The 12,184-nt window shown below is 73.0% G+C and carries 9 protein-coding genes; 7 read left to right on the top strand and 2 right to left on the bottom strand.

Annotated features, from left to right (window positions below; all coding sequences use genetic code 11):
- The first annotated feature begins 143 nt into the window (after nt 1-143).
- Together IE136_RS05255 and lgoX are read left to right on the top strand one after the other, a co-directional pair.
- Nucleotides 144-410: a hypothetical protein gene (locus tag IE136_RS05255; protein ID WP_158988418.1), complete on the top strand. Its 267-nt coding sequence runs from the start codon at nt 144-146 to the stop codon at nt 408-410.
- A 237-nt stretch (nt 411-647) separates the two neighbouring features.
- The gene (lgoX, locus tag IE136_RS05250; protein ID WP_189599652.1) at nt 648-2,519 is read left to right on the top strand and encodes an L-glutamate oxidase LgoX; all 1,872 of its coding nucleotides are present in this window, start codon (nt 648-650) and stop codon (nt 2,517-2,519) included.
- A gap of 68 nt (nt 2,520-2,587) precedes the next feature.
- On the opposite strand, the gene IE136_RS05245 is transcribed toward lgoX, so the two are convergent.
- Nucleotides 2,588-2,887, bottom strand: a complete 300-nt coding sequence (locus IE136_RS05245; protein WP_158988420.1) for an antibiotic biosynthesis monooxygenase — start codon at nt 2,885-2,887, stop codon at nt 2,588-2,590.
- Between the two features lie 182 nt (nt 2,888-3,069).
- Here IE136_RS05245 and IE136_RS05240 point away from each other — a divergent pair, with 182 nt between their 5' ends.
- From IE136_RS05240 to IE136_RS05220, 5 genes are all read left to right on the top strand, one after another.
- The gene (locus IE136_RS05240; protein ID WP_189599762.1) at nt 3,070-3,819 is read left to right on the top strand and encodes a PP2C family protein-serine/threonine phosphatase; all 750 of its coding nucleotides are present in this window, start codon (nt 3,070-3,072) and stop codon (nt 3,817-3,819) included.
- Between the two features lie 111 nt (nt 3,820-3,930).
- A complete protein-coding gene (locus IE136_RS05235) occupies nt 3,931-4,890 on the top strand; it encodes a D-2-hydroxyacid dehydrogenase family protein (RefSeq protein ID WP_158988421.1) in 960 nt (319 codons plus the stop codon).
- 115 nt (nt 4,891-5,005) lie between these two features.
- Nucleotides 5,006-5,953, top strand: coding sequence for a nucleoside hydrolase (locus IE136_RS05230; protein ID WP_158988422.1), 948 nt, complete (start codon nt 5,006-5,008; stop codon nt 5,951-5,953).
- A gap of 388 nt (nt 5,954-6,341) precedes the next feature.
- Nucleotides 6,342-7,940 (top strand): ribosomal protection-like ABC-F family protein, encoded by a 1,599-nt coding sequence (abc-f, locus tag IE136_RS05225; RefSeq protein ID WP_189599650.1) that lies wholly within the window; start codon nt 6,342-6,344, stop codon nt 7,938-7,940.
- 9 nt (nt 7,941-7,949) lie between these two features.
- A complete protein-coding gene (locus IE136_RS05220) occupies nt 7,950-8,528 on the top strand; it encodes a suppressor of fused domain protein (RefSeq protein WP_158988424.1) in 579 nt (192 codons plus the stop codon).
- Between the two features lie 24 nt (nt 8,529-8,552).
- On the opposite strand, the gene cobN is transcribed toward IE136_RS05220, so the two are convergent.
- Nucleotides 8,553-12,161, bottom strand: a complete 3,609-nt coding sequence (gene cobN, locus IE136_RS05215; RefSeq protein ID WP_189599648.1) for a cobaltochelatase subunit CobN — start codon at nt 12,159-12,161, stop codon at nt 8,553-8,555.
- Nucleotides 12,162-12,184 lie beyond the last annotated feature (23 nt).

The raw sequence follows: 12,184 nt of genomic DNA, 5'->3' as shown, positions 1-12,184 counted from the left end.
GCCGCCCCCCGCCCCGGGCGACGGCCGAGGACACCGGGAGGCTCCGCCCGGTGACCCGAACCCGTCTCCCCGCAGTACAGCGGGCGGGCCGCCCCGGGCGCCCCGCCCGCCCCCGTACGCCCTCGCGAAAGGACGACCCAGCCTTGGACCCCCACGAGACAGAGATTCTGCCCCCGGCCGGACATGCGGAGGTACGCATCGTCGCCGCCTCGCCGGAAACCGCCCGCGCGGTGGCCGAGGTCCTGCGCCACTGCTTCGCCGGCGCCGAGCAGCGCAGCTACCCCGCCCCGGGCGGCGGCACCCGGCTCCACCTCACCGTCGACACCGAAACCGCCGCCGGGCCCGCCCGCTCCTGGCTCGCCACCAGCAGACCATCCACCGGCGCCGGCCCTCACGTCGAGGAACACTGACCGGCCGCGGCGGACGCCACACCACCGACCGTTCCCGGAGCACACGTCCCGCCCGGACGCCCGTTCGTCAGCATCGGGGCGGTCTGATCGCACGTCCGGGTGGTTACGGACCGTGTTCGCGCTTTTGGGCGGCCGGGAGCTCCGAGGGCGGCCAGGGTGTGGTTCGTGATCATCGAGCCATCGCGCACACCTCAGTCATCGAACGACCCCTCCCACCGGCCGTCACGCCGCACCCTCATGGCCGGGGCAGCCGCGGCTGCCGGAACGGGGGCGCTCGCAGGGGCCGGGGCATCCGTCGGAGCGTCGGAGGCGGTCGCGGCGCCCATCGGGCCGCGGCCCGACTGGGGGACCTGCCTCGCCGTCGCCCGGGCCATTCTCGTACGGGACGACGACGACCGGCCGCTGGCGCCCCGCTACGCGGACATCCTCCTGCGGACCGGGCTGCCCCGGGGCCGCAACCGTCGCAAGGTGCTGATCGTCGGCGCCGGGCCCGCCGGGCTCACCGCCGCCCACCTGTTGCGCGAGGCCGGGCACCGGGTCACCGTCATCGAGGCCAACGGCAACCGCGTGGGCGGCCGGATCAAGACGTTCCGCACGGGTGGCCATGAGGGCTCCCCCTCCCCCTTCGCCGACCCGCTGCAGTACGCCGAAGCCGGCGCCATGCGCATCCCCGACAGCCACCCGCTCGTCACCGGACTGATCGACAGCCTCGGCCTCCAGCGCCGGCGCTTCCACCTCGTCGACGTCGACGCGGCCGGCCGGCCCGTGAACCGCTCCTGGATCCATGTCAACGGCATCCGGGTCCGCCGGGCCGACTACGCGCGCAGCCCGCAGGCCCTCAACCGCTCCTTCGGGGTGCCGACGGCCTACGAGTCCATCCCCTCCACCCAGATCCTGCGGGGCGCCCTCGCCCCGGTGCGCAAGGAGATCGACGGCAAGCAGGACGAGGAACTCGTCAAGGGCTGGGCCCGCGTCGTCCAGCGCTACGGCCACATGTCGATGTACCGCTACCTGACCGACGAGGCGAAGCTCGACGAGCGGACCGTCGACCTGATCGGAACCGTCGACAACCTCACCTCCCGACTCCACCTCGCCTTCATCCACAGCTTCATCGGGGCTTCGCTGATCAGCCCGGACACGGCCTTCTTCGAACTGCCCGGCGGCAGCGGCACCCTGGTCGACAAGCTCTACGCCCGCGTCGAGGACCTCGTCAGGCTCGACCGCCGCGCCACCCGGATCACCCACGGGGAGGGCAAGGTCACCGTCGACACCGTCTCCGAGGGCCGCGGCGGGCGAACCGTCGAGCGGGAGACCTTCACCGGGGACACGGCGATCATCACCGTCCCGTTCTCGGGCCTCCGCCACATCCCGGTCACCCCCGCCCTGTCGTACGGCAAGCGGCGCGCGGTCACCGAGCTCCACTACGACGCCGCGACGAAGGTGCTGCTGGAGTTCAGCCGCCGCTGGTGGGAGTTCGACGAGGCCGAGTGGAAGCGCGAGCTGGAGGCCGTACGCCCCGGGCTGTACCGGCAGTACCAGCTCGGCCGGACACCGGACGACGGCAGGCTGCTCGGCGCCCACCCCTCCGTACCCAAGGGCCGCATCTCCGACGCCCAGCGGGCCCACTACGCCGCCAGCCGCCTCGTCGCCCGGGACCAGCCCGAGGCCGCGCACGTCATCGGTGGCGGATCGGCCACCGACAACCCCAACCGCTTCATGTTCCCGCCCTCCTACCCCGTCGAGGGCAGCCGCGGCGGAGTGGTCCTCGCCGCCTACAGCTGGTCCGACGACGCCCTGAAGTGGGACTCCTTCGCCGACGAGGAGCGCTACCCGCGCGCCCTCGCCGGCGTGCAGGAGGTGTTCGGGCAGCGGATCGAGGTCTTCTACACGGGCGTCGGACGCACCCAGTCCTGGATGCGCGACCCCTACGCCTACGGGGAGGCCTCCGTCCTCCTGCCCGGCCAGCACACCGAGCTCTTCCCCCACGTCCGTACGCCCGAAGGCAGCCTGCACTTCGCCGGGGACCACACGTCCGTCAAGCCCGCGTGGATCGAAGGCGCGCTGGAGTCGGCGGTACGGACCGCCCTGGAGGTCCACGTGGGGCGGTGATCAGCACGGAAGAGACGGGGGCCTGCCCGGAGGGAATCCGGGCAGGCGCCGTCACGCGGACCGGGGCGTCAGGATTCGAGCGTCGTGAAGGCCACCTCGAAGTGGTCGACGGAGATCACCCGCTGGCCTTCCCGCTGCGACGCCTCGTAGCGGATCTCCGCCGCGCGGTCCTCGCTCGCCCGCATCGCCGCCTCGTCCTCCCAGAGCGTCAGCGACCTGGCTTTCCCCGTCTCCCGGTCGACGAGGTAGTACGCGCCCCGGAAGCCAGGCAGGTCACGGACCAGCCGGACGATCTCCTCCGATTTCGCGGTGAGGTCGCCCCCGGGCGGAACCGGTGACCCCTGGTAGGTGCTCAGCCTCGCGAACATCGCCGGAAGTCCTTTCCTGACCGGGCTGCCGGTCGGCGGACCGGCACCTCCAGGAACAGGGTGCTCCGGCGGGACGCACACCGCATGCCGAGCCGGTTCCGTCGGCGGACGGGACAATGGAGGAGCGTCATCGTCATAGCCCCATCCGTAGCCCCATCCGTCGAGGAGAGGCGGGAGTCGTGGTGCCGTACATCGCTGTGACCGCGTTGAGCCATGCGGGGCTGGTCCGGGAACACAACGAGGACAGTCTGGTCGTCGGGCCGTGGACCCTGTGCGGGACGGTGACGGAGAGCCCCCAGACGCTGCTCTTCCCTCTCGGCAGACCGCTCGTCGTCGCGGTCGCCGACGGGCTCGGCGGCCAGCCGGCCGGCGAGGTGGCCAGCGAGCTCGTCGTACTCCGCCTCGCCGCCGCCGGACCCGACCTCGACGGTGCGGAGAGCCTCGGCGAGGCCGTCGAAGCCTGCAACCGCGCGGTGTACGCGGCCGCCGCCGGCCGCCCCGAGCTGACCACCATGGGCACCACGGTCGCGGGCGTCCTCCTCCTGGAGGACTCGGTGCTGGCCTTCAACGTCGGCGACAGCAAGGTGTTCCACACAGGCCAGGACGGCCTGCGCCAGGTCAGCGTCGACGACAGTCCCCCGCCGACGCCCGGGCGGCGCACCACCTCCGCCGTCACCCAGACCCTCGGCGGCAACCGCCTCCCCGGCTCCGTGACCCCGCACGTGGCGGACTTCCCGCTGCCGCCGGGCGAACGCTGTCTGGTGTGCAGCGACGGTCTGACCGACCCGCTGCCCGACGAGGAGATCGAGGAGCTGCTGCGGGCCCACGACGACGACGGCAGGGCAGCGTACGAGCTCTGGAAGGCCGCCATCGAGGCCGGTGGCCCGGACAACATCACGCTCGCCCTGGTCCGCGTCGGCCTGGGTGAATGAGCGGCGCGGTACGGGGCGCGGCGGAGCCGCAGGAACCCTCGTACGGGGGTGTCGTGCCGGGCTGTCGCACGGAGCTGTCGCACGGGCGAGACGCTGCGCGATCATCGCTGCATGAAGCTGAGTTGCGCCGTTCTCGACGACTACCAGGGTGTCGCCCTCACCTCCGCCGACTGGACTCCCCTCGCCGGCCGCGTCGACGTACGCGTGCTGCGCGAGCACCTGACCGACCGGGACGCGCTCGTCGCCGCCGTCGAGGACTGCGAGATCCTGGTCGTCATGCGGGAGCGGACGCCGCTGGACGCCGAGCTGCTGAAGCGCCTGCCACGCCTGCGGCTGCTCATCACCTCGGGTATGCGCAACGCCTCCATCGACGTGGCCGCCGCGGCCGGGCTCGGGATCACCGTCTGTGGCACCGACAGCCGTCCGGAGCCCCCCGCCGAGCTGACCTGGGCGCTCATCCTCGGCCTGGCCCGGCAGGTGCCCGTCGAGGCACGGGCCCTGCGCGAGGGCGGGCCCTGGCAGTCCACCGTCGGCACGGACCTCGCCGGTCGTACGCTCGGAGTCGTCGGTCTCGGCAAGATCGGCGGCCGGGTCGCCCGCGTGGGGCTCGCCTTCGGCATGGACGTCCTCGCCTGGAGCCCGAACCTGACGGACGAACGGGCTGCCGAGCACGGGGTACGACGGGCCGCGAGCAAGCCGGAGCTGCTGGAGAGCGCCGATGTGGTCTCGCTCCACATGGTCCTCTCGGACCGTACGCGGGGTCTGATCGGCACGGCCGACCTCCGCGCGATGCGCCCGTCGGCGTACCTCGTCAACACCTCGCGGGCGGGTCTGATCGACGGCGAGGCGCTGCTGCGGGCGCTGCGGGAGGGCTGGATCGCGGGGGCCGGCCTCGATGTCTTCGACACGGAACCGCTGCCGGCGGACGACCCGTTGCGGACCCTGCCGAACGTCCTGGCCCTGCCCCACCTCGGGTATGTGACGGAGGGCAACTACGGCCGCTACTTCGGTCAGGCGGTCGAGGACATCGAGGCGTTCCTGGCGGGAACGCCGGTGCGCGTCCTGGGGTGACCCCGCATGCGGCGTCGCTCGGGGTGCGTGCGCGTTCGACCGGTGGCCCGCCGGGCACGCCGCCGTCGTACGCGACGGGGGAGACGGCCGGGTGGTGGTGTGGGACGGTGGGCGTATGCCGGTACCCGTGATCCTGGACTGTGACCCCGGCCACGACGACGCCTTCAACATCCTGCTCGCCGCCGCCCATCCGGCCGTCGACCTCCTCGCCGTCACCACCGTCGCCGGCAATCAGACGCTGGAGAAGACCACCCTCAACGCCCGCCGGGTCTGCGCCGTCGCCGGCATCCGCGGAGTGCCGATCGCGGCGGGCCGGGACCGTCCGCTGCACGGCGCGGCCCGGGTCGCCGAGAACATCCACGGCGGCTCCGGCCTCGACGGGCCGGGCTTCGGCGAGGGGGAACCGGACGTCCCGCAGGACCCGCGGGACGCCCTCGGCCTGATCCGGGACACCCTGCTCGCCCACCCCGCGCCCGTGACGCTGGTGCCGACCGGGCCGCTGACCAACATCGCGGCCTTCCTGCTGGCGTATCCGGAGCTGATCCGGCGGATCGAACGGATCGTGCTCATGGGGGGCTCCGCGGGGCGCGGGAACACCACCCCGGCCGCGGAGTTCAACATCCTCTGCGACCCGGAGGCGGCGGACATCGTCTTCGCCAGCGGACTGCCGATCACGATGTTCGGGCTCAACGCCACCCACCAGGTGCGCGCGACGCCGGACGTCGTCGCCCGCATCGCGGCGCTCGGCACCCCGCTCGGCAAGCTCTGCGTCGAGCTGCTGACCTATTTCGCCGGGAGCTACCGCGAGGTCTACGGCTTCGACGCGCCGCCGCTGCACGACCCGCTGACCGTGGCGCATCTGATCGACCCGTCGGTGATCAGTCTGGTACGGGCTCCGGTCACCGTGGAACTGACGGGGACGTACACGCGGGGCATGACGGTCGTGGACCTGGACGGCGTGACGGGCCGGCCCGCCAACGTGGACGTGGGCATGGAGGTGGACGTCCCGGCGTTCTGGGATCTGATCGTGGAGGCGGTGCGGGTGCTGGGCACCCGCGGGTGAGCCGCCGGTCTGCCGGCGCGGGGGCCCTGGGCACCCGCGGGTGAGCCGCAGGCCGGCCGGCGCCGGGCACCCGGTCGGCCGTCGGTGATCGTCCGTTCGGCCGCCGAGATCGCCAAGGCGCCTCTGCCGAGCGGTCGTGGTCGCTCGCGTCACGCTGAGCCGGTCCACAGGCCGCGAAGGACGGCCTGTTCGGCGGGTGACAGGTTCGCGAACAGTTCCCGCTCCGCCGGCGGCCGCGCCGGTGCTGCGCACAGCGCCCACCTATCCCACGAGACGCGACGTCTTGCGTCGAGAGGCGACAGGGAGTACCTTCCCTCGAAGTAAGACGATACGTCTCGTCTCGCTAAACGCCTGTCCCGCACTCGTTCCGACTGCACTCCGTCGAAGGATGTCGCCCTTGTTCCGTGTCCAACTCACCGACGTCACCAAGCGCTACGACGACCGGCTCGTCCTCGACCGGGCCTCCCTCTCCGTCCGGCCCGGCGAACGCGTCGGGGTCGTCGGTGACAACGGCTCCGGGAAGTCCACCCTCCTGAAGCTCCTCGCCGGCCTGGAGACCCCCGACAACGGCACCGTCGCCGTCGACTCCCCCGGCGGTCTCGGTCACCTCGCCCAGACCCTGGACCTGCCGGGAACGGCGACCGTCGGTGACGCCGTCGACCTGGCGCTCGCCGACGTACGGAAGCTCGAGCGGCGCATCCGGGCGGCGGAGGCGAGCCTCCAGGAAACCGGGGATCTCGACGGCTACGCCGCCCTGCTCGCCGCGTACGAAGCGCGGGGCGGGCGGGACGCCGACCGCCGGGTCGAGACGACCCTGCATCAGCTCGGCGAGCGCGCACCGCTCGACCGCGACCGCACGCTCGGCACGCTCTCCGGCGGCCGGCGCTCCCGGCTCGCGCTCGCCGCGACGCTCGCCGCCGACCCGGAGCTGCTGCTCCTCGACGAGCCGACCAACGACCTCGACGACGAGGCCGTCGCCTGGCTCGAGGAGCGGCTGCGCACGCACCGGGGGACGGTCGTCGCCGTCACCCACGACCGGGTGTTCCTCGACCGGGTCATGACCGCCGTCCTGGAGGTGAACGGCGAGCTGCGCACGGTCCGCAGATACGGCGACGGCTATGCCGGCTATCTGGCCGGCCGGGCCGCCGAGCGGGCCCGGTGGGAGCAGAGGTACGAGGAGTGGCGGGCCGAGACCGCCCGTGCCTCGGCTCTCGCCGACACGAACATCGACCGCTTCTCCGCGATCCCGCGCAAGGCCCCGGCGTCCTTCAGCGGGGCGGGGGCCTTCCGCGCCCGGTCACGGGCGCACGGCGCGATGAGCAGGATCCGGGCGGCGAGGGAACGGCTCCAGCGGCTGCGGGAGAACCCGGTGGCGGCACCGCCGGACCCCCTGCGCTTCACCGCGCGGGTCGAGGGTGAGGGCGCGCCGGTCGCGCTGACCGGCATACGGGTCGAGGGCCGGCTGCGGCTGGACTCCCTGCACCTGGCCCCCGGCGAACGCCTCCTGGTCACCGGCCCGAACGGCGCCGGGAAGAGCACCTTGCTCAAGGTCCTCGCGGGCGAACTCGCCCCGGACGGCGGGACGGTGACGATCCCGACCCGGGTCGGCACGCTCCGCCAGGACCTGGCCCTGCCCACCGACGGCCGCACGGTCGCGGAGGCCTTCGGCGAGGGCCGCGAGGAGCAGCTCCTGACCCTCGGCCTGTTCGCCGCGGCCGACCTGTCGACGCCCGTACGGGAACTGTCGGCGGGCCAGCGCCGGAGACTCGAACTGGCCCGCCTGGTCACCCACCCGGCGGACCTGCTCCTCCTCGACGAACCGACCAACCACCTGTCCCCCGCCCTCGTCGAAGAACTGGAGGCCGCCCTCGCCCTCTACCCCGGCACCCTGGTGATCGTCACCCACGACCGCCGCATCCGTCACCACTTCCACGGCCGCCGTCTCGAACTGACCCCGTGGGCCGTGCCGGTCGGCCGCGCCGCGTAGCATCCCCGCATGCTCCAGCCACCGGAAGCCGTCATCGGCCCGCTCGAAGCACACGTCAGACGGTTCTTCGCGGGCCGGTCCGTCCGCCCCGTCGACCACGCGCTGCGCGACGGGCGCCGCGGACGGGAACCCGGCTTCCAGGTGCTGGAGGTGGCGCCGGAGGGACCCGGGGACTGCTGGACGTACGTCACCGCCCGGCGCTCGCCGGAGGGCGCCGACGGACTGGAGTTCGTGCTGACCGCGCCGGTCTCCGACACGCGGTTCGCCGACCTCCTCGCGATGGTGGTCGCGTACCACCGCGATCCGGCGGACCGCCCGCTGGACCTCGGTCACAGCCTGCCGATCGGCGAACCGTGGCTCCCGGGCTCGGCCTGTACGCACCTGCTCGTCAGCCTGCCCTACCCGCACGGGCCCGAGCTGGAGCACTGCCCGCTGCCGAGCGGCGGCCACGCCCGCTTCCTCTGGCTGCTGCCGGTGACGGAATCAGAGATCGTGTACCGCCGCGCACACGGCACGGAGGCGCTGGAGCGGCTCTTCGACCAGGCGGGAATCAACCCCGTCGATCCCCACCGCGCCCCCGTCGCCTGACGGGGGCGGACGGGCCCGTGGGCCTCAGCCCTCGTCGTCGCCCTCCAGGTCGCCCTCCGTCTCCAGGAAGACCTGGCGCAGGGCCGCGAGGGTCTGGGGGTCCGGCTTTTCCCACATCCCGCGGGATTCGGCCTCCAGGAGGCGTTCGGCGATGCCGTGGAGGGCCCAGGGGTTGGCCTCCTTCAGGAAGGCCTGGTTCTCCGGGTCCAGGACGTAGGTCTCCGTCAGCTTGTCGTACATCCAGTCGGCGACCACGCCGGTCGTCGCGTCGTAGCCGAAGAGGTAGTCGACCGTCGCCGCGAGCTCGAACGCGCCCTTGTAGCCGTGGCGGCGCATCGCCTCGATCCACTTGGGGTTCACCACCCGCGCGCGGAAGACCCTCGACGTCTCCTCGACCAGGGTCCGGGTGCGGACCGTCTCGGGGCGGGTGGAGTCGCCGATGTACGCCTCGGGCGCCGTGCCCGTCAGCGCGCGGACGGTCGCCACCATGCCGCCGTGGTACTGGAAGTAGTCGTCGGAGTCGGCGATGTCGTGCTCGCGCGTGTCCGTGTTCTTCGCGGCGACGGCGATCCGCTTGTACGCCGTCTCCATCTCCGAACGGGCCGGACGGCCTTCGAGACCGCGGCCGTACGCGTACCCGCCCCACACCGTGTACACCTCGGCGAGGTCCGCGTCCGTACGCCAGTCGCGCGAGTCGATCAGCTGCAGGATGCCCGCGCCGTACGTGCCCGGCCGGGAGCCGAAGATACGGGTCGTCGCCCGCCGCTCGTCGCCGTGCTCGGCCAGATCGGCCTGCGTGTGCGCCCGTACGAAGTTCTCCGAAGCCGGCTCGTCCAGGGACGCCGCGAGCCGCACGGCGTCGTCGAGGAGTCCGATCACGTGCGGGAAGGCGTCCCGGAAGAAGCCCGAGATGCGCAGCGTGACATCGACGCGCGGGCGGCCCAGCTCCTCCAGCGGGATCGGCTCCAGTCCGTTCACCCGGCGCGAGGCGTCGTCCCACCGCGGGCGGACGCCCAGCAGGGCCAGCGCCTCCGCCACGTCGTCGCCCGCCGTCCGCATCGCGCTCGTCCCCCACAGCGACAGACCCACGGACGTCGGCCACTCGCCGTTGTCGGTGCGGTAGCGCTCCAGGAGCGAGTCGGCGAGCGCCTGACCGGTCTCCCACGCGAGGCGCGAGGGGACGGCCTTGGGGTCGACGGAGTAGAAGTTCCGGCCGGTCGGCAGCACGTTCACCAGACCGCGCAGCGGGGACCCCGAAGGCCCCGCCGGGACGAAACCGCCGTTCAACGCGTGTACCGTGTGCGCCAGTTCGTCGGTGGTGGCGGCGAGACGCGGCACCACCTGCTCGCAGGCGAACCGCAGGACGGCCGCCACATCGGGACCGTGCGCGGCGGCGACCGACGGGACCGCGTCCACGGACCAGCCCGCCGCCTCCATCGCCTCCACCAGCTCGCGCGCCGTCGCCTCCGCCTCGTCGGCGGTGGTACGGGTCGCGGCCGACTCGTCCAGACCCAGGGCCTCACGCAGACCCGGCAGAGCCTGCGTACCGCCCCAGATCTGCCGGGCGCGCAGGATCGAGAGCACCAGGTTGACCCGCGCCTCGCCCTCGGGCGCACCGCCCAGCACATGCAGGCCGTCCCTGATCTGCGCGTCCTTGACCTCGCACAGCCAGCCGTCGACGTGCAGCAGGAAGTCGTCGAAACCGTCGTCCTCAGGCCGGTCCTCAAGGCCCAGGTCGTGGTCGAGCTTCGCGGCCTGGATCAGCGTCCAGATCTGGGCACGGATCGCCGGCAGCTTGGACGGGTCCATGGAGGAGATCTGCGCGTACTCGTCGAGCAGCTGCTCCAGGCGCGCGATGTCACCGTAGGAGTCGGCCCGCGCCATCGGCGGCACCAGGTGGTCGACGAGGGTCGCGTGCACGCGCCGCTTGGCCTGCGTGCCCTCACCCGGGTCGTTGACCAGGAAGGGGTAGATCAGCGGGATGTCGCCGAGCGCCGCGTCCGGCCCGCACGCGGCGGACAGACCCGCGTTCTTGCCCGGCAGCCACTCCAGGTTGCCGTGCTTGCCGAGGTGGACCATGGCGTCCGCCCCGAAGCCGCCGTCCTCGGCGCGCGCCGCGATCCAGCGGTAGGCGGCCAGGTAGTGGTGGGAGGGCGGGAGATCGGGGTCGTGGTAGATCGCGATCGGGTTCTCGCCGAAGCCGCGCGGCGGCTGGATCAGGATGAGCAGGTTCCCGCGCCGCAGGGCGGCGAGGACGATGTCGCCCTCGGGGTTGCGGGACCGGTCCAGGAACATCTCGCCGGGCGCCGGGCCCCAGTGCTCCTCCACCTGCTCGCGCAGTTCGGCGGGGAGCGTGGCGTACCAGCGCTTGTAGTCGGCGGCCGGGATACGGACCGGGTTGCGGGCGAGCTGCTCCTCGGTCAGCCAGTCCTGGTCGTGGCCGCCGGCCTCGATCAGGGCGTAGATCAGCTCGTCGCCGTCGCCGGAGACCAGGCCGGGGATCTCCTCGACCGGACCGAAGTCGTACCCCTCCTCCCGGAGCCGCCGCAGCAGGGCGACGGCCGAGGCCGGGGTGTCGAGGCCGACCGCGTTGCCGATCCGCGAGTGCTTCGTCGGGTACGCGGAGAGGACGAGCGCCAGGCGCTTGTCGGCGTTCGGGATGTGCCGCAGACGGGCGTGGCGTACGGCGATCCCGGCGACCCGGGCGGCGCGCTCCGGGTCGGCGACGTAGGAGGGCAGACCGTCCTCGTCGATCTCCTTGAAGGAGAACGGGACGGTGATCAGACGGCCGTCGAACTCGGGCACGGCGACCTGGCTCGCTGCGTCCAGCGGGGAGAGACCCTCGTCGTTCTCCTCCCACGCGGAGCGCGAACCGGTGAGGCAGAGGGCCTGCAGGATCGGCACGTCGAGGGCGGCGAGCGCTCCCGCGTCCCAGGCCTCCTCGTCGCCACCCGCCTGGGCCTCGGCCGGCTTGGTGCCGCCGGCGGCGAGGACGGTGGTGACGATCGCGTCGGCGCCGCGCAGGGCGTCGAGGAGTCCGGGCTCGGGGGCGCGCAGGGAGGCGACGTAGAGCGGCAGGGCCCGGGCGCCGGCGTCCTCGATCGCGTCGCAGAGGGAGCCGACGAAGGCGGTGTTCCCGCTCATGTGGTGGGCGCGGTAGTAGAGCACGGCGATCGTGGGGCCGCCGTCGTTCCTCGACTCGCGCTCCAGCGGGCCCCAGGTGGGCGCGGCGGCCGACGCCTCGAAGCCGTGGCCGGTGAGCAGCACGGTGTCGGCGAGGAACCGGGCCAGCTGCTCCAGGTTGCCCGGGCCGCCGTGCGCCAGGTAGGCGTGGGCCTCGGTGGCGACGCCTACCGGGACCGTGGATGCCTCCATGAGCTGGGCGTCGGGAGCCTGTTCGCCGGAGAGCACGACCAGCGGCTTACCGGTGGCGCGCAGCGCCTGAAGCCCTTCGTCCCAGGCCCGCAGACCGCCGAGGAGACGTACGAGGACGAGGTCGGCGCCGTCGAGGAGCCCGGGCAGCTCGTCGAGTCCGAGCCGGGAGGGATTGGCGAACCGGTACGCGACCGGCCCGCCGGCCGCGCGGGCGCTGAGCAGGTCCGTGTCGGAGTGCGACAGCAACAGAATTCGCATGCGAGCGCAGGCCTTCCTCGGGG

The sequence above is a fragment of the Streptomyces lateritius genome, assembly GCF_014649715.1.
GTDB classification, from domain to species: Bacteria; Actinomycetota; Actinomycetes; order Streptomycetales; family Streptomycetaceae; genus Streptomyces; species Streptomyces lateritius.
The sequence above is the reverse complement of the archived record's forward strand: the minus strand, read 5'-3'. Positions and strand labels throughout refer to the sequence as shown.

Coding starts and splice junctions, on each gene's coding strand:
- IE136_RS05235 (WP_158988421.1), top strand. CDS start 3,931: ATGAAGCTGAGTTGCGCCGTTCTCGACGACTACCAGGGTGTCGCCCTC.
- lgoX (WP_189599652.1), top strand. CDS start 648: ATGGCCGGGGCAGCCGCGGCTGCCGGAACGGGGGCGCTCGCAGGGGCC.
- IE136_RS05245 (WP_158988420.1), bottom strand. CDS start 2,887: ATGTTCGCGAGGCTGAGCACCTACCAGGGGTCACCGGTTCCGCCCGGG.
- IE136_RS05220 (WP_158988424.1), top strand. CDS start 7,950: ATGCTCCAGCCACCGGAAGCCGTCATCGGCCCGCTCGAAGCACACGTC.
- abc-f (WP_189599650.1), top strand. CDS start 6,342: ATGTCGCCCTTGTTCCGTGTCCAACTCACCGACGTCACCAAGCGCTAC.
- cobN (WP_189599648.1), bottom strand. CDS start 12,161: ATGCGAATTCTGTTGCTGTCGCACTCCGACACGGACCTGCTCAGCGCC.
- IE136_RS05230 (WP_158988422.1), top strand. CDS start 5,006: ATGCCGGTACCCGTGATCCTGGACTGTGACCCCGGCCACGACGACGCC.